The following is a 22,189-nucleotide window of genomic DNA, read 5'->3' as shown; positions in this document are numbered from 1 at the left end:
TCCATGCCCCCGAAGCTGTATTCCGATACGCGCGATCGATTGACCGTGTGGGCGAGACGTACACCCAGTCGACGGTTGGCGACTGATGCAACCATCGGGGTCTTCGAAGTCGGGCTCGTGGACAGCGCCATGACTTTGGCGGCCCAGGCCTTTACGTCATTGCTCCCGGTCATGATTGCAGCGTCGACCTTGGAGAAGCTGAAGCCGTTGGCTGATGCCGCCAAAGACGACCTCGGCGTCCAACTCCCCGACACCGTATTGACCAGTACCTCTACCGCGGCAGCATTCGGGATTGTCGGCTTGCTCATGCTGCTGATCAGTTCCACGTCCTACGCTCGCGCTCTCGGCCGGATGTACGGACGGATCTGGAGCGTGCCGACGGCGACACTCCGTCAGGCGTGGCGGTGGTTCGCGGTAGTGTGCGTCGTGGCCGCGTCGGTGGTCGGTGCGGCCCTGTGCCGTGAACTGAATGGTGTTCCGGGAGTGGGCAGAGTCCTGGAATTCACAGCGGTCTACGTCGTGTGGGCACTCGTGTGGACAGCCGTGCCCATGCTGCTGACGGCCAATCGCATGACCACTCGAATGTGCGTCGGGTCAGGATTGCTCACCGCGACGGGCCTGACCGGACTGCACGTGGCCGGCACTCTTTTCCTCCCCCGAATGACAAAGACGTCGCAGGACGAGTTCGGTCTTCTGGGCGTGATGTTCACCGTCATCGGCTGGCTGTTCATCTTCTCGGCCATCGTGGTTGTCGCGTCGTCGATCGTCGGATCAGTGGCCAAAGATTCCGGTCCCCTGGGAATCTGGCTACGGACATCACGCTGAGGTGTTGTCTCGACCTGCAAGCGCTTTCGAGACGGTCGGATAGACGTCGACCTTCAGCGCGCCCTGGTCGGCACCAGACAGAACGTCGCGGAACTGCCCGATGTCGCGTGCCACTCGGAAGCTCACATTTCTGCGTGCCAACGAATCTCGAAGCTGAGCCAACATCTGCGCAGCGCTGACGTCGATGAACGGTGACGTCTCGGCGTCGAGAACGACCATGGTGGTGCCGGCGGTCACCAGACCGGTGATCTGATCACGCACGTGATCGGCATTGGCGAAGAACATCCCCGCTTCGACCCTGACCACTACGACGCCGTCGAGTGTCTTCAGATCAGGATGCCCACTGATGTCGACCCAGCGCGTGCCGTCCTTGGCCAGAGCGGCCACGTGCGGTTTGGAGACCCGATACAGGAGCAGCAACATCGAGACGGCGATTCCGATGATCAGACCGGGCAACGTGTCGAAGAGGAGAACCCCGAACATCGCCGCGATCGCCGCCGCGAAATCGGCCCGGGCAGCGTGCCCGTAGATACTGCCCAACCTCTTCGTCCACACCCGGTACAGCGCTGCGAGGGAGGAGAAATCGACCAGTTCGATCACTGCTGCGATGACCACAGCCGAGAGCGTCGCCTCTGGCAACTTCTCGAACAGGCCGGTGAGAAACAGCAGTGTCACCAGCGTCAGCGCCGCGACCACCAGTCCGCTGACCTGAGATTTGGCGCCCGCTCCTCCGTTGACGGCGGTCTTCGACAGGCTGCCGTTGACCACCATTCCCGAGCAGAGACCCGATCCGAGATTGGCCGCACCCAGTCCTGCCAGTTCACGATTGGCGTCGATGGTGTAGCCGGCTTTGGCCGCGTATGTCTTTGCAGCGCCAAGACCTTCGGCGAAACCGACGAGCAGAACGCCGACCGCAGGTCCGACCAGGTCGAGGTAGTCCTCGGCTCCCACACCACTCGGCAGACCCATCGACGGCAGGCCCGAGTCGATGTGTCCGACAATGTCGATGCCACGATCGTCGAGGCCGAACAACGCTACTGCGGTAATGCCCAGCAGCACGACGAGGAGCGAACCCGGTACGAGCGGAAGCCATCGCTTGACGCCCAGGACCATTGCCAGGCTGAGCAATCCGATGATCACGGTCGGTAGGTCGACCTCACCCAGTTCCTTCACCACTGTCCACGTCTGGACGAAGAAGTTTCCCTCCCCCTTGTCCACGCCCAGGAGTTTGGGTACTTGACCGATGATGATCGTGAGCGCCAGACCGACGATGAATCCCTTGAGAACCGGCTCGGAGATGAAGGACGCGATGAATCCGAGGCGCATGAATCCTGCGAGCAGTCCGACGAGCCCGGTCACGATCGCCAATGCCGCCGACAGCGCGATGAATCGGCCGTCGTTTCCTGAAGCCAATGGCGCAATCATCGCCGCGGACAACGCTGCGGTCGCCGACATCGGCCCGACGATCAGATGGCGCGAACTGCCGGCTGCTGCATACAGAATCAATGACGGAACCGCAGCATAAAGCCCGACCACCGGCGGAACTCCGGCGATGGTGGCGTACGCGAGCGCTTCCGGAACAAGGACAGCCCACACCGTAAGGCCCGCAATGATGTCGGGGCGAAGCCAAGCGCGTTGATAGTCGGACAACGATCCGAAGACCCACCAGGTCCGCGTGTGCGGAGCACTCATAGTCCTTGCACCCCTTTACTGATCTGCATCGCCGCGATCAGGACGAGGAGCCCGACGTTCAGCAAGTGCGTGTTGGTGGCTATCCAGGTGCGGATCTTCAGCAGCGGTTCGGTTGCCTCGTCCTTCTTGATCAGCAGGAGGGCAACAGGTACCGCGACCGAGGTCACGGACACCAACGAGAAGATCACGGCCGAGACGATCTGCGACGTCGGTGCCACGGTGCTGAGACGAAGGTTCATCGCTGCTGCGATGGCACACGACATGTCGATGGGGTTGAGAACGAACAGCGCGAAACCGAGCACACCGGATCGCATTGGTTGGAAGTGCTCAACCGATTGCAGCATCTTCGGCAGCTGAGGGGCCGCAGCCACAACGTCGCCAGGGGCAACTGCAGCCGCCATCGCCTGAACCCCGCGACGACTGCGTGAGTAGACGAACCAGGCACCCGCCAGCAGAGTTGCCCCGAGAACGAGATGGATGATGGGCACCCACAGCGGAAGGTGTGTGCGCTGATGAACCTGGAGTGCGGTCAAGATGACGTACGAACCGGCCAGCGCGACAACTATTCCGAGATACCACCCGATCAGGTACGCAATGCTGTTGATACGCGCTCGTTCGGAAAACAGTACGGCCACAACGGCGACAACCGCCAGCGGGCTCATGATGATCCCGAGCGCCAGCGGGATCTGTTGCAGTAGCAGCGATCCCATAACTACCTCCAGTTGTCAGAGACCGCCGATGCCCTTGCCGATGAGAACAACACCGATAACCAGGATCAACACACTCATCACCGTGGCGTTGTTTTCCTGCAACCACACCTTCAGCTTGGCCAGCGGACCACTCAGTCGCTCCGCGGCAACGAGGTAGCCGATCACGGGCACGCACACTGTGCAGGCCGCGATGATCGTGAAAACCAGAATGGCGACAACAACTTCTCCGGAGCCCAATGACGCGGATCCGATCGAGATTCCGGCCGCGATACACATCATCAGATTCTTCGGATTGATCGCAGCCAGAGCGAAGCCCAAGCCGAGGCCTTTGACAGCGGTCATGTCATCGATGGCGTGCATCCACTTCGGGGTTTCGTGCTCGCCTCCGCGTCCGCGCCATTGCTTGACTCCGAACGCAAGAAGCAATACACCCAACGCCAGCTTGATCCACGACACTGTCGCTGACGGATCACCTTCGGAGTCACCGAGCTTGCTGGACAGAAGCACGAAGATCACGGTGGCGACGACGATTCCCAGTATCCAGCCCAGCGCGAACCCGACGCTCGTGCTGCCGGCACGCTTGGACAACAACATCAAGATTGCCGCGATGATCGGGATCGGCGATACCGCAACGCCGACCGCGAGGGGTAACAGATCCCCGATGACAGATCCCATGCCGACCTCTTCTCTCTCCCGGTCGACACTAGGGGTGGCGACTCTACGGAGCCTCACACAAAAGGGATGAACGGACCCGCGACGACATTCACCCGTAGGGGATGACGCCCCGAGCGCGTACGGGAGTAAGACTGGATCCCACGGATGCGGAGTCCTGGATCGGGCAGCGACGCCGATTGCACTTGACGACATGCGATTTCGAGGCTCGGAGCGCTGCCTTCTCGAACCTCATGGCCCTACGAAATGGAGCGGATACTGATGAATGCTCCCACTCGGTATCAATTCCTCATCGACGGCGAAGTGTCGGACCGCGTCAAGGCCGCATTTCCTGAACTCAGTGTCGCCAGTGCCGCCGGCGGGTTCACCAGTTTGTACGGACCCGTCGCGGACCACACGGCTATGCGGAGCATCATGGCCCGTCTCGATTCCCTCGGCCTGACCGTCGCCGAAATGCGTCGACTCCCAGACTGATCCGAGCCACACCCTGTCGAAATGTCCCACGCACGAGCGATGGTCCCGACCGAGTCGACTCGGTCGGGACCAACTGCTCTCGGGTTGTTCGGTGCCTAGACTCTGTCCCTGTCCCAGGTCGCGACCGCCCAGATCACAACGACATCGAGCGCGATGACCAGGATCGACCACAGTGGGTAATACGGCATCCACAAGAAGTTGGCGATGATCGAGAGCGACGCAATGACGATTGCCGCCGCCCTGGCCCACACTGCACCGGTGAAGAGGCCGAGGGCCACCACGATCCCGATGATGCCCAAGATGATGTGGATCCAACCCCACGTCGTGATGTCGAACTTGTACGTGTAGTTGATACCCACGACAAACAGATTGTTGTCGGCAACGGCCGCGATGCCCTGAAGCAGAGCGACAATGCCTGCGGTGAGCAGCAGAATTGCTGCTGCAAACGTCGTACCTACCGCGAAACCCTGCCGGACAGGGTGATTCGCGGGTTCCCGCGGTGGAGCAGTCATCAGCGTTCCTTTCGACAGAATGCACTTCCCTTACTCAGTCTCGAGGGGCTGGAAGGCGAAAACATCACCCGTCGCGGATGAACCGCAGGTCACCGACCCGTACCCGTTTGCCGGGATCGCAAACCAATGTTGGCAGACTGGCACTGTGCAACACACCGTAGTCGTGATCACCGATATCTATGCTCCACCGGCGGTGATCTTCGATCTCGAACTCGACATGGACGAACACTCGGCCTCGCTCCGCGCAACAGATGAGGTGGCAGTCACGAGTACGGGTAGATCGACGCTGGGAGAGGGCGACGAGGTGTCGTTCACTGCTCGGCATCTCGGGTGGAGATTCTCGATGACAAGCCGGATCACGCAGTACAACCGTCCGTACTCGTTCACAGACGAGCAGGTCCGCGGCCCGTTTGCCGCAATGCGGCACGAGCACGTCTTCGACGTTCAGCCGGGTGGGTGGACGCGGATGCATGACCGCTTCACGGCTACGGCCCCCTTCGGAGTGCTCGGACACCTGGCACTGAGGTTGGCTGTCGGACCGTATCTGCGGCGCCTTCTCGAGCAACGCGCCGCGCACATCAAGGGCCGCGCAGAAGTCGGCACGCCTTTCATCGAGTGAACACCCGCTCTGACGCACCGCAGGGAGTGCTCACTCGACAAAACCTGTGTTCACTCAGCAGCAGTCGCACTCGTCACCGCTCTCGGGCACAGCCACAACCGGGCAGCACGGATCACCCTTCCACGCGTTGATGCCTTCTTTCACCGCGAGGACGGCGATGACCAGTGCCGCAATCGGATCCGCCCACGACCAGCCGAGCAGCGAGTTGAGCAGCAAACCGACCAACAAGACAGCAGAGAGGTAAGTGCAGAGCAGCGTCTGCTTCGAATCCGCGACCGCCGACAGCGAACCCAACTCCCGACCGGCTCGGCGTTGCGCATAGGACAGGGCCGGCATGATCGCCAAACTCACCGCAGCCAAGAGTATTCCGACGCTCGTGTGCTGAGCTTCCCCCAGACCGAACAGCGACCGAATCGCGTCGAACGAGACGTACGCAGCGAGCCCGAAGAACGAGAATGCGATCACTCGCAGTGCCGTCTTCTCACGGCTCGTCGGATCCGGCGCCGAGAACTGCCAGGCAACCGCTGCCGCCGAGGACACTTCGATCACCGAATCGAGGCCGAAACCGAACAGTGCTGCGGACGACACCCGTGTGCCCTCCGCCAGCGCGATGATCGCTTCGACGACGTTGTAGCTGATCGTGATCGCCACGAAGATGCGAATTCTTCTCGACAAGAGCGCACGCCGGTCAGTCGAGAGCCCGACACCGTCAACGGGCGCAACCATCAGCAGCACCCCTCTGATTCGCTGTCCGGGCAGTACGACGGATCCACCGCGAGTACGACCCCGAGCAGGTCGTCGAGGGCCCGACCGATATGTACATCGGCGAGTTCGTATCTGGTCCGGCGCCCTTCCGGGACGGCCACCACCAAGCCGCAACCGCGCAGGCAAGCCAGATGATTGGACAGCTTCTGCCTGGTCACAGCCAGTGTTTCAGCGAGGTCGGACGGATACCGGGGCGCGGTCTTCAGTTCGAGCAGTATCCGTGTCCGAGTCTCGTCGGACAGTGCATGCCCGAACCTCGCAAGCACCGCCACGTTGGTCACCACATCTACGCCCGCGATATCCATACGTGCGACAGTACATCGAAAACTGGATTCAGAAAACGATGAACTCCGATGGTTCAAGATCCCACCATCGGGTAACGCAAGCGTGAAGCCACCCAACCAGGCGAACACCGGGAGCCCACATCCGATGAACCGTACAAAAGTCGACGACCACGTAGCGATGGCCGAACTACCAACAACCGGAAGCATCTTCCAGGCCTCGTGGCCGGTGCGTACGGGTGACATCCACACCGACAAACAACTGCGCCTCGACGCGATCGCGCGCTACCTCCAAGACGCGGGCTTCGACAATCTCGTCGACCGCGGCGCCATGGATACACACCCGCTGTGGATGGTACGAAGAACGGTGATCGATGTACTCGAACCGGTCGTCTGGCCGGATCGAGTTCACCTGCAGCGCTGGTGTTCAGGCCTGTCGAACAAGTGGTGTTCGATGCGAGTTCGCATCAGATCCGATGGCGGCGGGTTGATCGAAACCGAGGCGTTCTGGATCAACATCGACCCGAAGACGGGAATGCCGGCATCCATCAGTGAGAAGTTCACCGCCGCCCTGGCATCGACGGCCGTGGACCAGCATCTTCACTGGCGTCGGTGGATCGACCCGACCCCGGACACGACGCCGTCAGCGGATACGCCGTTCCCGTTGCGCTCGAGCGATTTCGACCCCTTCGATCACGTGAACAACGCAATCTACTGGCAGCCCGTGGAAGATGCGCTGCCCGACAGATTACGAAGCGGGCCCTTTCGCGCGATCCTCGAGTACACCCAGCCCATCAAGAGAGGTGAGCAGGTGAGCGTGCGAACCGGCACGAACACGCTGCACATCGACGCAGGCGACGAGGCACGTGCGTCGGCGCGGTGGTTCGCCTTGTCTCCGAAGAGCAACGATCAGGGGTGAAGTTTTCCGAATCCCACGACGGCAGAGTCGGATTGCCAGTCCAGATCATGAACCCGCACCTTGCCGAACTCGTTGCCGCCAACCGTGATCGCAGAGTTGCCGTCCACTGCCACAACGATGTTGGTGTGCTGACCGACCCATCTCGAACTGTCGTAGATCACCACATCACCCACGTTCGGGGTGTACCCGCTGCCGTTCTCGGCGTACGCGCCGATCCCTTGGTAATACTCCTGCAAGGTGTACACCCCCGGGATGCGCCAACTTCCGGAGTTCGGGTTGGACAACGGTCGACCCGCTTCCCTCATGATCCAGCTGACAAAGTCGGCGCACCACTCTTCGTCGATGCCGTCGGAATAGAAGGTGCCCGGACGGTCCTGCTCATGCTCGGATTGCAGTAGCTCGAGCACCCGACCTTGATCAGACGTGAGCGCACTCGCGTCCACCGCCGGGAACTCAGCCGTGTCCCAGGGCAGGTACCGCGATGGTGCGATCGCGACGACCACCACCCCAACCACGATCACGACGCCGAGCACCCCGGCAATCCAGAGCACGATGCGGCGTCGGCGGTTCGATTCGGCAGGACTCACCCTTACGAGTGTGCCAGCCTGCCGCGGACCGAATCGCCAACCACCCCGATGACCTGGCAATTCTCACCAAATTCACACGAATGTGCCACCAAACTATTGCGGTGGCACCAAAGTGGTGCCATAGTGATGCCATGGACTTGACACCGTACGTAGACAACCTTCGCCACGAACTCGCGGTGGCGGCCGAAGCAGGCGGAGAAGACGCAAAGGCACTCGCCGATCGTTTGACCGCACCGCTGGAATCAGCAGTGCGACTCACCCTTCTCGACGCATTGTCTGCGGCAGCCGCCGAGATCACGCGTGACCTCGCCCCGGGTTCGGTGGACCTGCGTCTGCGGGGACGCGAACCCGAATTCGTGGTGGCACCAGCCATCAGTGAACCGGTTCCAGCCCCTGTCGAAGAGGACCCGACTCCGGCACCGCGCCCCGTCACGGAGTCCGACGACGCCTCGATGACTCGAATCAACCTGCGGCTGGGGCAAGACCTCAAAGACCGGATCGAGGCGGCGGCCCGGGAAGCCGGCATCTCCGTCAACGCGTGGCTGGTTCGCTCGGCTGCAACGGCTCTGGAAGGCGGCGCGAACAGAAGCACTCCGAGACAGCGCACGTCCCAAGGTTCCGAAAGCTTCAGCGGCTGGGTGCACTGACACCGGCTTCATCTTTCGCACCACCCTCTTTCATCAACCGAGACAACCTCATCGGGAGTATCACCATGCCTACATTCAGCACACCTGACCCCATCACCTTGAACTTCGACGTGGCAGTCGGACACATCCGGATCACGGCGAGCAGCCGCAACGACACTGTCGTGGAAGTGTTGCCCAGCAACTCGTCTCGCGAGGTCGACGTTCGAGTCGCCGAACAAACGCGCGTCGAATTCGCAGGTGGCCGGCTGCAGATCAAGACTCCGAAACAGCGCGGCCTCGGCATCTTCGGGAAGACAGGATCTGTGGACATCTCCGTTCAGCTTCCCTCCGGCTCGGAACTCGAAGGCACTGCTGCAGTTGCCAGCCTCCGTAGCGAAGGCACTCTCGGACGAACACGGGTGAAGGTTTCCGCGGGCGATTGCACACTGGAAACCACCGGCTCGCTCAACGTCAGCACCGGGGCCGGCGCGATCATCGTCGAGCACGTGGCCGGTGACATCGACACGAGCACCGGGTCCGGAAGCATCCGCATCGGCCGCGTCGACGGCAACGCGGAGGTCAAGAACTCCAACGGCGACATCAACATCGGCACGATCACCGGCGCACTGAAGGCGAAGACCGCCAACGGCAGTGTCGCCGTGGAGCACGCCGAATCCGATGCGAGCGCCGCAACCGCCAACGGCGACATCCGCTTCGAGGCCATCGAGAGTGGAGTCGTATCCGCAAAGACGGCCGCCGGGCGAATCCATATCGGCGTTCGATCCGGAACCGCCGCACGATTCGACGCTCATACGTCCTTCGGCCGCGTCGACAACCAGATGAATGCCACGCACGGTCCGGCTTCCACTGAACGCCGGGTAGACGTCCGGGCGCACACCAGCTACGGCGACATCGTCATTCGACGTTCGGAGCCTCGAGAAGAATCCAACAAGAAGATCTAGCGAAAGGAACGCTGATGTCCCGTAAACCAGCCATCACCGCGACGGGCCTGAAGAAGGCCTACGACGACAAGACGGTACTGGACGGAATCGACATCTCCGTCGACCGCGGAACCGTCTTTGCGCTCCTCGGCCCCAACGGCGCCGGCAAGACCACCATCGTGGAAATTCTCTCGACCCTCGTTCCGGCAGACGGCGGCAACATCCGCATCGCCGGGTACAACCCTTCCGACGATCCCGACGCGGTGCGTTCGCGCATCGGCGTCACCGGGCAGTTCTCAGCGGTCGACGACTATCTGTCCGGTGAGGAAAACCTTCTCCTCATGGCCGACCTGCACCATCTCGGCAAGGACGAACGTCGAACGCGCACTGAAGAACTCCTGAAGAAGTTCGATCTGATCGACTCCGCGGACAAGCTGGCGTCGACCTACTCGGGCGGCATGCGTCGACGGCTCGACCTGGCAATGACGTTGATCGGGCGGCCGGAGATCATCTTCCTGGACGAACCCACCACCGGTCTCGACCCCCGGAGTCGACGCACCATGTGGCAGATCATCCGGGAGTTGGTCGAGGGCGGTGTCACCATCTTCCTCACGACCCAGTACCTCGAGGAAGCTGATCAACTGGCCGACCACATCGCCGTCCTCGATCAGGGACGGATCGTCGCCCAAGGTACGGCAGCGGAACTCAAACGGCACATCCCCGGCGGCCACATTCGTCTTCACTTCTTCGACCGAGATCAGCTCGATTCTGCTGCAGCTGTTTTCGACGAATCATCACGTGACGATGCCGCCTATGTCCTCCAGGCCCCCAGCGACGGGGGTGTCCGCTCGCTGCGCTCTCTTCTCGACCAACTCGACGCTCACTCGATCGACGTCAAGGAACTCTCCGTGCACACACCCGACCTGGACGACGTGTTCCTGACTCTGACCGCCACCGAAAGGACCGACGCGCGATGACCACCATGACGCTTGCCTATCAGGACTCGAAAACCATGCTGCGTCGCAGTATTCGACACATCCTTCGATATCCGTCGATGACGGTGATGCTCGTCGGAATGCCAGTCGTTTTCCTACTGCTGTTCGTCTACGTGCTCGGCGGAACGCTCGGGAACGGCCTCGGCCCCGGCGGTGGCGGTCGAGCCGAGTACGTCAATTACGTTGCACCGGCGATCATTCTGATGACCGTGGCATCAGCGGCACAAGGTACTGCCATCTCCGTCGCAACCGATATGACCGCCGGGATCATTGCACGATTCCGAACGATGGCGATCACGCGCACGTCCGTCCTGACCGGTCACGTTCTCGGCAGCCTCCTTCAGACGATCGTGAGCCTCGTTGTCGTCATCGCCGTAGCGATAGCCGTCGGCTTCCGGCCCACTGCAGGCTTCGTGGAGTGGGCCGCGACGTTTGCACTCCTCGTCCTGGTCTCCATCGCCATGATCTGGTTGTCGGTCGCCTTCGGCCTCGTCAGCAAGAGTGTCGAGACGGCCAGCAACCTTCCAATGGTGTTGATCCTCTTGCCGTTCCTGGGAAGCGGCTTTGTCCCCACCGACTCGATGCCGACCGTGTTGCGATGGTTCGCCGAGTATCAGCCGTTCACTCCGATCATCGAGACTCTTCGAGGACTTCTTCTCGGCGAAGCCATCGGAAACAACGCGATACTCGCGATCGGATGGTGCGTCGCAATCACCTTCCTCTCCTACCTCTGGGCACGGAGTTTGTTCAACCGACGCCCGGTGCGCTGACCTCGAAACACACGATCTTCGAGAACAGGTACGGTGTCGCTGTCGTCGAGTTCCGAGGCGATGGCGACGTCGTGTGGAAACCCCATGGCGATCAACTCACGTCCTGAGGCACAGTCCCGCAGGCGGTCCTCGTACGAATCCGCCACCGCCGCCCACGCATCCGCCGCCATCCGAGCCTCGGGCGATACGTGGCCGTCCCAACCAGCAGCGGTCAGCGCCGTGACAACTGCACCGGCGCCCCACAGATCCTCCACCGCCGGGCGCAACTCTCCACCGGGCCACTTCTCCCCGGATGCGACTATCGCAACCCGCGATCCCGGACCATGTTCGTGCACAATCCAATCCGCGACGGCATAAGCGTTCCTCAAGGAAGCGCCGACACACACCGCAACCTCGGACGCCAACGCAAACGCGATAGTCGACCCGTTCGGAGACGGCAGCACCAGCCGACTTGGCGCCTCGGTCTCGCGAATCGTCTTGGGAGACAGACTGATCTGACCCTCTCTGGCCACACTCCGCCGTACAGCCAGAACCGCATCGGCATCACGCGCGTAGTCGACCGCACTCTCGTCATTCCAGGAAAAGGGAAGTACGTCGATTCCCGCGTCGGCGGCAACGCTCAGCGTCGTCGTGAACGAGAGAACGTCTACCACCACTGCCACATCGACGCCGGCAGCAATCGCTTCGGCGCCGCGCAACCCCCAGTCGAATCGAAGTCCGTAATCGAGTTGGCGATGCTCCGGATTCATCGCACCAGCATCTCAGAAACGAATCAGCTTGTCCGGCACGCGCAAGTCATCGTGCTCGTACAGTGCTCGCACGGCAACGGGATCGTCGGCGGCGCACACCGCGGCGACATCGTCCAACAGTAGGTCGTAGTCGGCGCCTGTCTTTCCGTCGTAGGCGTCCGTCATACGACCCCACTCGTCCCACGGCAGAGTTTCGACCTTGTTCATCGCGGCAAGATCCTTCACTGCGTTGCCGCGGATCTCGGCAGGCCCCCAGTTCTCGGTGCCGTACACCCCGAACTGGGACCCGTCGATCACGCCGCGTCGATACGCCAGCCACGCCTCACCACCACTGAGGAATTCTCCCGGCTGCAGGTTATGGGCGTGAGGAAGGACGTTTTGTCCGAGGATCTCCGAATCGATGCGGATCCACCGCTTGCCGGCGTCGTCCCAGTACTCGGTGATCCAGTGGTCCACGCCCTGTCCCGGTTGAAAGTAGGTGGCAAAACCACAGCGGACGCGAGCGGCAATTCCGCGATAGCGCAGAAACGCACAACTCAAAACAGCAAAGTGCCGACAGGTTCCGACGAGCCGCTTGTCGGGTTCTCGGGCGGAGGTCACCGGTGCCGGATCGAGCGCAAGCAGGCGTTGAAGCAGAACGCTTGCCGGCCGGATCTGGTTTTCGTCGAATCGGTCGGTGGGCAGATTCAGCGACCGTGCATCGGTGGGTTGGACCACCAGGTACGGCACTACCCGGCATATTTGCATGGGGTCGGTGGGGAGCGACTCGAGGGCGAGCATGTCCACCCCGTCGATGCGGGTGAACGGTCCTGCTGATGTGTAGTCGAGAACCGCCGTCATGGGCGGAGGTTAACAAACACTGCCGACGCAGCAACTCCACTATGGTTAGGGTCCCATAACCATGAAACCCGAGGTTGCCGTGAACCCTATGTTGAGCCGCCGTGCCATGCTGTCCGTCACCTTCGCAACAGCAGCCGGTTTCGCCCTTGCTGCCTGCGGCGACAGTGCGAAAGACGAATCCACTCCCGGCACCGAAGGTGCTCACGCCGAGGTCAACGCCTTCCCGGTGACGATCGACCACAAGTTCGGCTCCACCACCATCGAGCAGGCACCCAGCCGCATCGCAGCGGTCGGTATCGGCGACGCGGACGTTTTGCTTTCCCTCGGGCTGACGCCCGTCCTGGTCCCGGTGTGGAAGGGATCGACCGACGACGGAATCGGCGTCTGGGCCGACTCTGCAGTCCAGGGCACCGAGCCGACGCCATTGGCCAACGCCACCACCGATTTCGACATCGAAACGATCGTGGCTGCAGCGCCTGACCTGATCATCGCCGTCAACAACGCGATCGACGAGGATCTGTACAAGCAGCTCAGCGCCATCGCGCCGACGGTGCTGCACGCCGCCGATCAGACGGATTGGGTTCTGCCCTGGCAGGAAGTCACGACCCGCATCGGTACGGCTGTTGGCGTTCCCGCGCAGGCACAGAAGGAGGTCCAGGAAGTCGAAGACCTCATCGTTCGCACCCGCGCGGAGAACCCCCAGTTCGAAGGCAAGACAGCAGCTCTCGTCATTCGCTGGAGCGACGGAAATCTGCGAGCGTTCAGCCCCGAGGCAGCGCGGGCTCAGCTGCTCACGCAATTGGGATTCACGGCGCCTGCCGCACTGAAGGATCGGTTCGCGGGCAAGCTGAACTACGAGATCTCCGCCGAGAACTACGACCTCCTCGAGTGCGACTACCTGCTCTTCGACAACTACGAGAAGGCTCGCGCCGAGATGGAGTCGCAGCCGGCGTTCACCAATCTGAACGTGGTCGAGACCGGAGGCCTGATCAGCTTGGACCCCATCGTCAGTGACGCGGTGTCCATGCCGAACCCACTCACCATTCCGTTTGTGCTGGAAGATTTCGTCGCAAAGATCAATCAGACGATCGCTGGTCGATAACTTTCGTTCGGCCTGACCACACCCACAACACCACAGCCGACACGGCCACGCAGAGCGCAACGATCACCCATGGTGACGCCGGCGCTGCGTGGCCGTTGTCGACGAGGTCGTACACGAATCCGACTCCCACGGTTCCCAGGAGCGCGAGCAGACCGCCGATCGTGTTGAGCATGCCGAAGTGCGCTCCGAGGTTGCTTTCACGACCGAGGATCGCGATGGTGTCTCGCATCGGCGGCACCATCAACATCTGTCCCAGGTGCAGCAGCCCGATCCACACCGCCAGACCGACTATCTGCGTCGACGCCGAAGCTGCGGAGTCGACGCCGGTGACCAGCGGAACCAGGAACGACACCGAAATGAGCACAAGCCCGAAGGTGATCGCGCGCCGATGCCCGATGCGGTGGGCAACCGCGACCGTCGGTCCCTGCCCGACGATCACCAACACCGCCGCGCCCACGTAGAACCATCCCAGCGCCGACTGCGAACCGATTCCGCGCTCGAGCTGTTCCGGAAGCATCAGGTACAGCTGGCTGTACGCAACCAGCTGAAAACTGCAGAGTGTCGCGAAGAGCAGAAAGTTGTTGTTGGTCAGGACGCTTCGCCAGACATCGCGCAGCGTATAGGTCGACACCGGGCCGTCGTGGGCATCGCCCGGTCGGGGGAACCAGATGAAGAACCCGACCCACATGATCGCAAAGAGCAACGCGGCGCTCGACGCCGTCCACGAGAACGGAAACATCAACAGAGCAGCTCCCAGCGCCGGACCGATCACTGTTCCCAGGCGGCTGCACATCTGTTCCACTGCAAACAAATCGGTACGACGCATAACTCCGGCGGACTCGAGTTCGCGTCCGTACTCCGCGTTGGCCGACTCCACTGCGGGCGCGAAGAGCGCGGCAGCAAAGCCGACCAGGAGCACGCCGACGATCACGGCGCTCATGCTTTCTGCCAGACCGAGCATCAGAAAACCGACTACACGAACGGCTATGCCCAGCAGGATGATCGGACGCTTGCCGAACCTGTCGGCGAGGCTTCCACCGATGAAGAACATGCCCTGCTGACTGAACATCCGCAATCCGAGGACGAGGCCGACAATCCAGGCCGCAAATCCGAGGTCCTCCGAAAGGTGCACCGCCAGAAAGGGGACAACCAGATAGAACCCGATGTTGAACAGCACCATCGAGAGGAGGAGCAGCTTCACCACCGGCGGCAGGACACGAACCTTCGCGAAGGTCTTGTTACCGGGGAAACGCTCACTGAGTACCACGATCAGAAGACTATTGCCCGCACGGCGTTCTGTGGAAATCTGCCATTTTACAATTGGTTAACTGTCCGTTTAGGTAGCGATGGTAATCATCTTCCGGGGGTTCGAGCACACGACAACGAGAGCCGGGATTTGATGAATGGATTGACGCGCCGCCAGATGGTCAAGGCGATGGCGGTAGCCGCGGGCACAGTCACCGCGAGCGCATTTACATTGGGTGCCAATACCTCCGTCGCGGGGGCGAGCCCCGCGCAGGAGATCAAAGTGCTCTCCCTCAACACCTGGCACGGCGGAACCAAGATCAACGGTGGCCTGCAGCTGATCGCCGACATGATCATCTCGACACAGGCGTCGATAGTTCTCCTGTCGGAAGCCGGCACTGCGACAACTGCATTGGCCGACATGCTGACCAAATCAGGAACCACCTTCTACGGAGCAGCGTCCTCCGACGTGGGGATTCTCTCCAAGTTTCCGATCGAGGAAACAGCCGACCTGAACTCGATGATCAAGGCAGTCGTGACGGTCGACGGCAAACAAATCGCTGCTTACTCGGCACATCTGGCCTACACGTCCTACGCGACGTATCTACCGCGCGGATACGGCGCGGGTGTTCCCAAGCCCGGAGAGTTCTCCGAGTTCGGCTGGAACAAGATGCCGTCCGGTCCGGTCACGGACCCCGAGACGGTTCAGCGCGTGAACATCAATTCGGGACGACCCAAGGCAATTTCGACGTTCGTCGACGATGCGGCAAAAGAACGGGCCAAGGGCAGATCCGTCATCCTCGGTGGCGATTTCAACGAACCGTCGGCCCTGGATTGGACCGACGGCACGCGAAATCTGTTCGACCACAACGGTGTAGTCGTTCCTTGGGAATCCACCCGCCTGCTCGACCAAGCCGGATTCGTCGACGCTTACCGCAGTAAGTACCCGAACCCGGCCACACACCCGGGCTTCACCTGGCCGTCCGACAATCCCGACGTCGACACCTCACAGCTCACCTGGGCACCCGAGGCAGACGAACGCGATCGGATCGACTACATCTTCGCCGATCGCGCTTCGGACCTGAAGCTGGGATCCGTCGGGATCATCGGCCCGCGAAAGACGATCGTGCACAACCAAAGAGTGGAAGAGAACTCCCAGGACAACTTCATCGCTTCGCCGACGCCGTGGCCGACCGATCACAAAGCCGTTCTTGCGACGTATCGTTTTGCCAGCTTCGGCGGCGGATCATCGACCGGTTCGTGGAGCGGTTCCTGACAGGGCATCTCGTAGCCAGTCGATCATCATCGGCGTCAACTCGGGCAGCTTGGTCACTGCGCAGTGCCCCGCATCCGGGATGACGTGTACCTGCGTGTTCGGGCGCTCCTCGAAGAGAGTGGTGTCCGAGAGCGGAATGTGAACGTCGTCGGCCCCGTTGACCACAAGCATCGGGGTCCGGCCGTCGTCTGCGGTCATCAAGCCACTGCGATCGAAAGCACGGAGACCTTGTACCAGTGCATCTTTGGTTGCCGGCGCATCGAAACCCAGTGCGTTTCCGACGATGTCACCCATGCCGTAGACCAGGCGCTCCGCGTTCGCGGTCTCGAACGCGCCCTTGACCGGGGCGCCGATGTTGATCACCGCATCGACGGCGCCGGTCAACCCCGACCGCACGGCGAAGTTGCCACCGAAGGAGACTCCCAGGTGTGCCACCTGGCCATTGCCGAGGGCGCGAGCCGTCGCCACCAGTCCGTCGATCACCTCGTCACCGAAAGCGTCGAGAGGAACCGGTGATTCACCAGTTCCCGGCTGGTCGAAGGCAACAACAGTCACTCCGGCGTTCTTCGCGAACGCACTGACCAACGGATGCATGTCCATCTTCCAGCCGTCGACGCCGCCGCTGAGCAACAGGACGGGTGCGTCTTCGTACCGTCCGTCCGCCGAGAGGATGTGTACCGGTAGCTCGATCTCGCCGTTTCGGTAGGGCAGGGACAGGATTCGACGCTCGAACTCGAGCCCGAATCTTGGTGCTGCCTTGACGTATTCGTCCACCTGATTCTGCAGGGCCCGGCGCCGCGAATCGTTGGCCAGGACGGGGAACTTGGCGATTCCGTAGATCATCGCCGCGAGTGAATGATTGCCGTCGGCGGAGTACTTTGCTGCCAACGCCGACCACTCGTACGACCAACCGCCCGGAGCGTCGGCCCAGGTCGAGTGGATGGACGCGCGCAGTTCCTCGAGATCCGAGACGGGGAGCCCGAAGCTCAGAAACTGACCTGTTCGCTCTTCGAAGAGACCTCGGTGATCGACAGGAAATTCGTATGACATGGGAAAACACCCCTCAATTCATCTCTAATGCAACGATCAGTTGCATTAACTCAGTGAACCACGCGGCTACGGCTAACACAACACCTTGTTGCGATAAGGTTGGCTCATGACTTCGACACCACAACGGCCTGGAGGGCGTAGTGCCAGGGTGCGCGAGGCCGTCCTGGCAGCCACGGCGGCCGAATTGTCCGAACGCGGATTCGCGGCGATGACTATCGAGGACATAGCCGCCCGCTCCGGAGTCCACAAGACCACGATCTACCGGCGGTGGAGCACGCTGTCCCAGTTGGTGGCCGACGCGGCGATCGAGGTATCGGCAACCACCGTCCCCATCCCGGATACCGGTTCCATCGAATCCGACCTGCGCGAGATGGCCAGATCGATAGTCGCACTGGTGACCAGCGAGTCGGGCGGCGCGTTGGTGGCTGCACTGTTCTCCGACGCGGTCCGCACGCCCGAGGTCGCGAGACTCAAGCGCGAGTTCTATTCCGCACGTTACGAACTGGCAGACATCGTCGTCCGCCGAGCAGTCGAGCGCGGGGAGATCTCCGAGAAGGTCTCGGCCGCTGATCTTCTGGCGGCCGTCGCCGCACCCATCTACTATCGCCTGCTGGTCGCCGATCTACCCGTCGACCAGTCGGTTGCCGATCGTGCTGCTGCCGGCGCGCTCGCTGCGGCCCGCGCCGGGGCACTCGATCAGGCCGAATGAGCCAGTGAATTCAGCGCTTCCACGATTGCCTCGTTGAATCCGCTGCCGCCATGCCCGGCGCCGTCGAGTACCACCAACTCACTACCCGGCCAACGCCGGTGGATCGCCCAGGCAGTGTCGAGTGGCCCGGAAATGTCATACCGTCCGTGCACGAGAATCGCGGGAATCTCAGCGAGACGGTCCATTCCGTCCAATATCTGATTCGGCGCCAGGAAGCAGTCGTTACCCCAGTAATGCGTAACCAGCCTGGTCATCACCCGGCGGAAGTCCGGATTCTGGTATCGAACACTCGGAGTCCACCCCGGCATCAGCGATACGTGCACGTCTTCCCAACGGCACCACTGCAACGCGGCATTCTCGCGCACAACAGGATCCGGATCGGCAAGCAGTCGCGCGTACGCCGCGGGGAGGTTTCCGTCACGCTCGTCCACCGGCAACAGCGCCACGAACTCTTCCCATTCACGCGGAAATACCCGGCCCATGGCACGGGTGATCCACTCGATCTCGACCCTCGTCCCGCCGGTGATCGCGCCCAGGGCCATCGCTTGCACCCGCGCGGGAAACGCCTGCGCGTACACCAGACCCAAACTCACGCCCCAGGAAAGTCCCGTGACGATCCATCGCTCGATACCGAGATGCTCACGAAGACACTCGATGTCTTCCACAATGTGCGCCGTGGTGTTCACGGTCAGATCGACGTCCGGACTGCTCGCTAGCGGAAGACTGCGCCCACAGCCTCGCTGATCGAACAGAACTGCGCGAAAGACTTCGGGATCGAAGAAACGCCTGGCGCCGACAGTGCATCCCGAACCGGGACCGCCGTGGAGGTAGAGAACCGGAATGCCCGCAGGATTGCCGACTGTCTCCCAGTACAGACTCTGACCATCCGCCACTTCCAACAGACCGGACTCGTACGGTTCGACGGGCGGGTACAGGACAGCAGTCATAGGCGGTGATTCTTCCATCAAGCTGCCTACTCGAGTAGGCAGCACGCGGCCGAGCAATGGCCTAGCGTGGACAGGACACCACTGCGACGGGAGTACACCAGATGCGTGATGGGTTCAGGTTGCCGGGATACGGCGGCGCCGCAGTCTTCCTTCGCAGTCATGCGGTTCCCGCCACTGTCTTCGAATCCGACGTGCCCACACTCGTTTTCGACGTCGGACTGCTCAGCCCCGACCGCTTCAATCAGTATCTCAGCCGACATACGGACGACGGATTCGTCGAACGGCTGGCGGCGTTCTTCTTTCACGCGGCCGCAGACTTCCATCCCGAGAAATCGCTTCCGGCGTTCACCGACGAACGACTCGGGCTGATGATCTCGGTCTGTTCCAGCACCGATCGAGAGGTGGAACTCGACTTCTCACTCGCCGAGGATCCCGAATCGGAGGACACCGAACGCGACGAGATGACCTTCGAGACAAGCCGAGTCGTCCTCGCAACCTCGGCGCAGACGGTTTCTCGACTGACCGGTGGAGTAACCACCCACTTCGACGGGGAGTTGTAGAGACATGGGTTTTCTCTTCGAGGTTCTCGATTTTCCCGAAGGCAGTCGGATGACCGATCTGTGGAACAACACATGGGCTGAGCCGGCAATGGGCGAGGAGATTGCCTCCGGCCACTTCATTCATCTGGGCGACGATCAACACGTCGACGTCGAGACCGATTTTCTCAGTAGCCACCTACCGTTCAACGTGGCAGGCTTCGGTGGAGTCTTTCCCGACGGCAAACCTTGGATGTTCGTCATGCAGAAGGCGCCGGCGGACCTCGCGACCAGGCTTCGCGGCGAGGACGATCCGCACTCACTTCTGCGCGGATCACTCGACCGCGCCATGTCTTTCAACCCTGATGCACTGGTGGCCGAGGAATTGTCCTGGAGGCACGCCGATCTGGTGAAGGTGTACGACGAAGAGGGAATCCCTGTGGTATCCGTCGCGGGTTGGTCGGTTGCGGATCTCCTGCGTGGCCTCTTGGCGCAGTGTTGCAACGTCGAACTTGCCGCCGTCGTCGCCGGATACCCAGAGTGCGCCTATCCCGAATCGGCGCATGCGTGCGAAGCGGACGTGTTCGCCGACGTGTTCGCCGGTTGGGTCAGCGGACTGCGGTGATGTGACGGAGGAGACTCCACCCTCCCGATATTTCGGAGTAGACTCATTTATGAGCGTGATCCGAAATGGAACGAGGTGAGCGGGATGACGAAGCCGGACCAAGAGCTGGGCCGTCGCGAACGCAACAAACTCGAGAAGCAGACACGCATCTTCGACGCCGCTGCCGAACTGTTCGCGGAAAAGGGCTACAGCGCAGTCACAACTCAAGAAATTGCCGACCGCGCCGATGTAGCCGGCGGCACTCTCTTTCGTTACGCCGCAAGCAAAGCCGAGTTGCTGCTCATGGTGTACAACGCTGAATACCGCAAGCAGATCGAATTGGGAGAAGAGCGTGAAGCCAAGTCGACCGTCACAGAAGATCGTGTGCTCGAGCTGGTTTCACCCCTGCTGATCGCAAGTCGCCGAAACGACGAGAACACCGGTATCTACCAACGCGAGGTGTTGTTCGGTGAGCCCAGCGAGTGTTTCCGGGCCGAAGGCCTGGAACTCTCGCAGCGCCTGCAAAGGCGGATTGCGCAAATCTTGCACGAGGCACACCCCCACCACACCACCCGAACCACCACTGCAGCGCGAACGATTTCCAACGTGCTGCACTTCGAAATAGCCCGCGCGGCATTGGACCGGATCACGGCTGACGAACTCACGAACATCGTTGCCGCACAGGTCCGATTGACGCTTGCCGGACTACCCACCGAATAGGATTGAGGATCGAAAATGACTGAACTGAAGCAGATCACCGTTCTGGGTACCGGAGTTCTCGGCTCACAGATCGCCTATCAGACCGCCTATCACGGCTTCGACGTCGTCGCGTACGACATCAACGCCGAGGTCATCGAAAAGGCCAAGGCTCGGTTCGACTCGTTGGCCGCGGCCTACAAGGCCGAGAACGTCGAGGGCGCCAAGGAAGGCAAGGCTGACGAAGCGCTGCAACGTATTACGTACTCGTACGATCTAGGCGAAGCCGTCGCCAAGGCCGACCTGGTCATCGAGGCAATTCCCGAGGACATCGCCATCAAGCGCGACACCTACGAGAAGCTTGCCACGGTTGCTCCTGAACACACGGTGTTCGCTACCAACTCCTCGACGCTGCTGCCGAGCGATCTCAAGGAGTTCACCGGCCGCCCCGAGAAGTTCCTCGCACTGCACTTCGCAAATCACGTGTGGGTCAACAACACTGCCGAGGTCATGGGCACCGAGTCCACCGACCCCGCCGTGTACCGCGAGGTCGTCGAATTCGCGAAGAACATCGGCATGGTGCCGATCGAACTCAAGAAGGAGAAGGCGGGTTACGTACTCAACTCACTCCTGGTCCCGCTCCTCAATGCAGCATCCGACCTGCTGATCGACGGCATCGCCGATCCCGACATGGTCGACAAGACGTGGCGTATCGGCACCGGAGCCCCGTTCGGCCCCTTCCAGATCATGGACGTCGTCGGGTTGACCACCGTCTACAACATCTCCTCCCAGGGCGGCGAGAAGCAGCGCGAATTCGCCGACTACATCAAGAAGAACTACATCGACGAGGGCAAGCTCGGCGTTGCTGTCGGCGAAGGCTTCTACAACTACAAGGGCTGACCGACTTACCGGCTCACCGCGCGGCGGCTACGACGTGAATTCACGTGGTAGCCACCGCGCGGACGTCTGTTGTCAGTAAGTCCGAAACCACCCTGAGCGATTGTGACGCAAGCTTCTTCACGTGCGAACCCATCCTCAGGAGAGATC

27 protein-coding genes are annotated in these 22,189 nt (G+C 61.5%); 15 read left to right on the top strand and 12 right to left on the bottom strand.

Annotation, left to right across the window (positions count from 1 at the left end; all coding sequences use genetic code 11):
- Positions 1-3: 3 nt before the first annotated feature.
- Positions 4-825, top strand: a complete 822-nt coding sequence (locus V3587_RS20995; protein WP_003942972.1) for a hypothetical protein — start codon at positions 4-6, stop codon at positions 823-825.
- Here V3587_RS20995 and V3587_RS20990 read toward each other — a convergent pair.
- Genes V3587_RS20990 through V3587_RS20980 form a run of 3 tightly spaced genes read right to left on the bottom strand, consistent with a single transcriptional unit; the run spans position 817 to position 3,902 of the window.
- Complete coding sequence (locus V3587_RS20990) at positions 817-2,517, bottom strand: SulP family inorganic anion transporter (RefSeq protein ID WP_269610518.1); 1,701 nt, start codon at positions 2,515-2,517, stop codon at positions 817-819. The two genes, V3587_RS20995 and V3587_RS20990, sit on opposite strands and share 9 nt — an antisense overlap.
- The gene (locus V3587_RS20985; protein ID WP_030536156.1) at positions 2,514-3,227 is read right to left on the bottom strand and encodes a GAP family protein; all 714 of its coding nucleotides are present in this window, start codon (positions 3,225-3,227) and stop codon (positions 2,514-2,516) included. The genes V3587_RS20990 and V3587_RS20985 overlap by 4 nt, the downstream gene beginning before the upstream one ends.
- 15 nt (positions 3,228-3,242) lie before the next feature.
- Complete coding sequence (locus tag V3587_RS20980; protein WP_283377131.1) at positions 3,243-3,902, bottom strand: GAP family protein; 660 nt, start codon at positions 3,900-3,902, stop codon at positions 3,243-3,245.
- A 258-nt stretch (positions 3,903-4,160) separates the two neighbouring features.
- Here V3587_RS20980 and V3587_RS20975 point away from each other — a divergent pair, with 258 nt between their 5' ends.
- Positions 4,161-4,373 (top strand): hypothetical protein, encoded by a 213-nt coding sequence (locus tag V3587_RS20975; RefSeq protein ID WP_003943015.1) that lies wholly within the window; start codon positions 4,161-4,163, stop codon positions 4,371-4,373.
- 95 nt (positions 4,374-4,468) lie between these two features.
- On the opposite strand, the gene V3587_RS20970 is transcribed toward V3587_RS20975, so the two are convergent.
- Positions 4,469-4,885 carry a DUF7144 family membrane protein gene (locus tag V3587_RS20970; RefSeq protein ID WP_003943077.1) on the bottom strand — a complete coding sequence of 139 codons (417 nt, stop codon included), beginning with the start codon at positions 4,883-4,885 and terminating at the stop codon, positions 4,469-4,471.
- 145 nt (positions 4,886-5,030) lie between these two features.
- Here V3587_RS20970 and V3587_RS20965 point away from each other — a divergent pair, with 145 nt between their 5' ends.
- Positions 5,031-5,504 carry an SRPBCC family protein gene (locus V3587_RS20965; RefSeq protein ID WP_051720836.1) on the top strand — a complete coding sequence of 158 codons (474 nt, stop codon included), beginning with the start codon at positions 5,031-5,033 and terminating at the stop codon, positions 5,502-5,504.
- A 54-nt stretch (positions 5,505-5,558) separates the two neighbouring features.
- Here the strand turns inward: V3587_RS20965 and V3587_RS20960 are convergent, their stop codons facing one another.
- Together V3587_RS20960 and V3587_RS20955 are read right to left on the bottom strand one after the other, a co-directional pair.
- The gene (locus V3587_RS20960; RefSeq protein ID WP_283377130.1) at positions 5,559-6,230 is read right to left on the bottom strand and encodes a cation transporter; all 672 of its coding nucleotides are present in this window, start codon (positions 6,228-6,230) and stop codon (positions 5,559-5,561) included.
- A complete protein-coding gene (locus V3587_RS20955) occupies positions 6,230-6,574 on the bottom strand; it encodes an ArsR/SmtB family transcription factor (RefSeq protein WP_063315505.1) in 345 nt (114 codons plus the stop codon). Before V3587_RS20955 ends, V3587_RS20960 begins: the two co-directional genes overlap by 1 nt.
- A gap of 124 nt (positions 6,575-6,698) precedes the next feature.
- On the opposite strand from V3587_RS20955, the gene V3587_RS20950 reads away from it, so the two are divergent.
- A complete protein-coding gene (locus tag V3587_RS20950; protein WP_003943026.1) occupies positions 6,699-7,469 on the top strand; it encodes an acyl-[acyl-carrier-protein] thioesterase in 771 nt (256 codons plus the stop codon).
- Here the strand turns inward: V3587_RS20950 and V3587_RS20945 are convergent.
- The gene (locus V3587_RS20945; RefSeq protein ID WP_030536161.1) at positions 7,460-8,056 is read right to left on the bottom strand and encodes a CHAP domain-containing protein; all 597 of its coding nucleotides are present in this window, start codon (positions 8,054-8,056) and stop codon (positions 7,460-7,462) included. The two genes, V3587_RS20950 and V3587_RS20945, sit on opposite strands and share 10 nt — an antisense overlap.
- A 131-nt stretch (positions 8,057-8,187) precedes the next feature.
- On the opposite strand from V3587_RS20945, the gene V3587_RS20940 reads away from it, so the two are divergent.
- The 4 genes from V3587_RS20940 to V3587_RS20925 all read left to right on the top strand — a co-directional run bounded on the left by V3587_RS20940 (position 8,188) and on the right by V3587_RS20925 (position 11,388).
- On the top strand, positions 8,188-8,703 hold the full coding sequence (locus V3587_RS20940) for a toxin-antitoxin system HicB family antitoxin (protein WP_007730367.1): 516 nt from the start codon (positions 8,188-8,190) through the stop codon (positions 8,701-8,703).
- A gap of 65 nt (positions 8,704-8,768) precedes the next feature.
- Complete coding sequence (locus tag V3587_RS20935) at positions 8,769-9,644, top strand: DUF4097 family beta strand repeat-containing protein (RefSeq protein WP_283377129.1); 876 nt, start codon at positions 8,769-8,771, stop codon at positions 9,642-9,644.
- A 14-nt stretch (positions 9,645-9,658) separates the two neighbouring features.
- Positions 9,659-10,600 (top strand): ATP-binding cassette domain-containing protein, encoded by a 942-nt coding sequence (locus V3587_RS20930; protein WP_283377128.1) that lies wholly within the window; start codon positions 9,659-9,661, stop codon positions 10,598-10,600.
- The gene (locus V3587_RS20925; protein WP_054780764.1) at positions 10,597-11,388 is read left to right on the top strand and encodes an ABC transporter permease; all 792 of its coding nucleotides are present in this window, start codon (positions 10,597-10,599) and stop codon (positions 11,386-11,388) included. The genes V3587_RS20930 and V3587_RS20925 overlap by 4 nt, the downstream gene beginning before the upstream one ends.
- On the opposite strand, the gene V3587_RS20920 is transcribed toward V3587_RS20925, so the two are convergent.
- Positions 11,343-12,137: a 2-phosphosulfolactate phosphatase gene (locus V3587_RS20920; RefSeq protein ID WP_054780763.1), complete on the bottom strand. Its 795-nt coding sequence runs from the start codon at positions 12,135-12,137 to the stop codon at positions 11,343-11,345. The genes V3587_RS20925 and V3587_RS20920 overlap by 46 nt on opposite strands.
- Positions 12,138-12,149: 12 nt before the next feature.
- The gene (locus V3587_RS20915; protein ID WP_030536164.1) at positions 12,150-12,977 is read right to left on the bottom strand and encodes a transglutaminase domain-containing protein; all 828 of its coding nucleotides are present in this window, start codon (positions 12,975-12,977) and stop codon (positions 12,150-12,152) included.
- An 88-nt stretch (positions 12,978-13,065) separates the two neighbouring features.
- On the opposite strand from V3587_RS20915, the gene V3587_RS20910 reads away from it, so the two are divergent.
- Positions 13,066-14,079, top strand: a complete 1,014-nt coding sequence (locus V3587_RS20910; RefSeq protein WP_230587531.1) for an ABC transporter substrate-binding protein — start codon at positions 13,066-13,068, stop codon at positions 14,077-14,079.
- Here the strand turns inward: V3587_RS20910 and V3587_RS20905 are convergent.
- The gene (locus V3587_RS20905; protein WP_007730351.1) at positions 14,054-15,346 is read right to left on the bottom strand and encodes an MFS transporter; all 1,293 of its coding nucleotides are present in this window, start codon (positions 15,344-15,346) and stop codon (positions 14,054-14,056) included. The genes V3587_RS20910 and V3587_RS20905 overlap by 26 nt on opposite strands.
- Before the next feature lie 132 nt (positions 15,347-15,478).
- On the opposite strand from V3587_RS20905, the gene V3587_RS20900 reads away from it, so the two are divergent.
- The gene (locus V3587_RS20900; RefSeq protein ID WP_064075055.1) at positions 15,479-16,600 is read left to right on the top strand and encodes an endonuclease/exonuclease/phosphatase family protein; all 1,122 of its coding nucleotides are present in this window, start codon (positions 15,479-15,481) and stop codon (positions 16,598-16,600) included.
- Here the strand turns inward: V3587_RS20900 and V3587_RS20895 are convergent.
- Positions 16,571-17,650 carry an alpha/beta fold hydrolase gene (locus V3587_RS20895; RefSeq protein ID WP_283377127.1) on the bottom strand — a complete coding sequence of 360 codons (1,080 nt, stop codon included), beginning with the start codon at positions 17,648-17,650 and terminating at the stop codon, positions 16,571-16,573. The two genes, V3587_RS20900 and V3587_RS20895, sit on opposite strands and share 30 nt — an antisense overlap.
- A gap of 106 nt (positions 17,651-17,756) precedes the next feature.
- Between V3587_RS20895 and V3587_RS20890 the strand changes: the two genes are divergently transcribed.
- Positions 17,757-18,359, top strand: a complete 603-nt coding sequence (locus tag V3587_RS20890) for a TetR/AcrR family transcriptional regulator (RefSeq protein WP_003942861.1) — start codon at positions 17,757-17,759, stop codon at positions 18,357-18,359.
- On the opposite strand, the gene pip is transcribed toward V3587_RS20890, so the two are convergent.
- Positions 18,347-19,306 carry a prolyl aminopeptidase gene (gene pip, locus V3587_RS20885; protein ID WP_214926876.1) on the bottom strand — a complete coding sequence of 320 codons (960 nt, stop codon included), beginning with the start codon at positions 19,304-19,306 and terminating at the stop codon, positions 18,347-18,349. The genes V3587_RS20890 and pip overlap by 13 nt on opposite strands.
- A 101-nt stretch (positions 19,307-19,407) precedes the next feature.
- Here pip and V3587_RS20880 point away from each other — a divergent pair, with 101 nt between their 5' ends.
- The 4 genes from V3587_RS20880 (at position 19,408) to V3587_RS20865 (ending at position 22,042) form a co-directional block, all read left to right on the top strand.
- Positions 19,408-19,866, top strand: coding sequence for a hypothetical protein (locus V3587_RS20880; RefSeq protein ID WP_003942982.1), 459 nt, complete (start codon positions 19,408-19,410; stop codon positions 19,864-19,866).
- Between the two features lie 4 nt (positions 19,867-19,870).
- Positions 19,871-20,467: a hypothetical protein gene (locus V3587_RS20875; RefSeq protein ID WP_116057707.1), complete on the top strand. Its 597-nt coding sequence runs from the start codon at positions 19,871-19,873 to the stop codon at positions 20,465-20,467.
- A gap of 84 nt (positions 20,468-20,551) precedes the next feature.
- Positions 20,552-21,166: a TetR/AcrR family transcriptional regulator gene (locus V3587_RS20870; RefSeq protein ID WP_283377126.1), complete on the top strand. Its 615-nt coding sequence runs from the start codon at positions 20,552-20,554 to the stop codon at positions 21,164-21,166.
- Positions 21,167-21,181: 15 nt separating this feature from the next.
- The gene (locus V3587_RS20865) at positions 21,182-22,042 is read left to right on the top strand and encodes a 3-hydroxyacyl-CoA dehydrogenase (protein WP_030536170.1); all 861 of its coding nucleotides are present in this window, start codon (positions 21,182-21,184) and stop codon (positions 22,040-22,042) included.
- Positions 22,043-22,189: the final 147 nt, after the last annotated feature.

Origin of the sequence: Rhodococcus sp. IEGM 1306, assembly GCF_036541985.1 — a bacterium.
Lineage (GTDB): Bacteria > Actinomycetota > Actinomycetes > Mycobacteriales > Mycobacteriaceae > Rhodococcus_F > Rhodococcus_F qingshengii.
The sequence above is the reverse complement of the archived record's forward strand: the minus strand, read 5'-3'. Positions and strand labels throughout refer to the sequence as shown.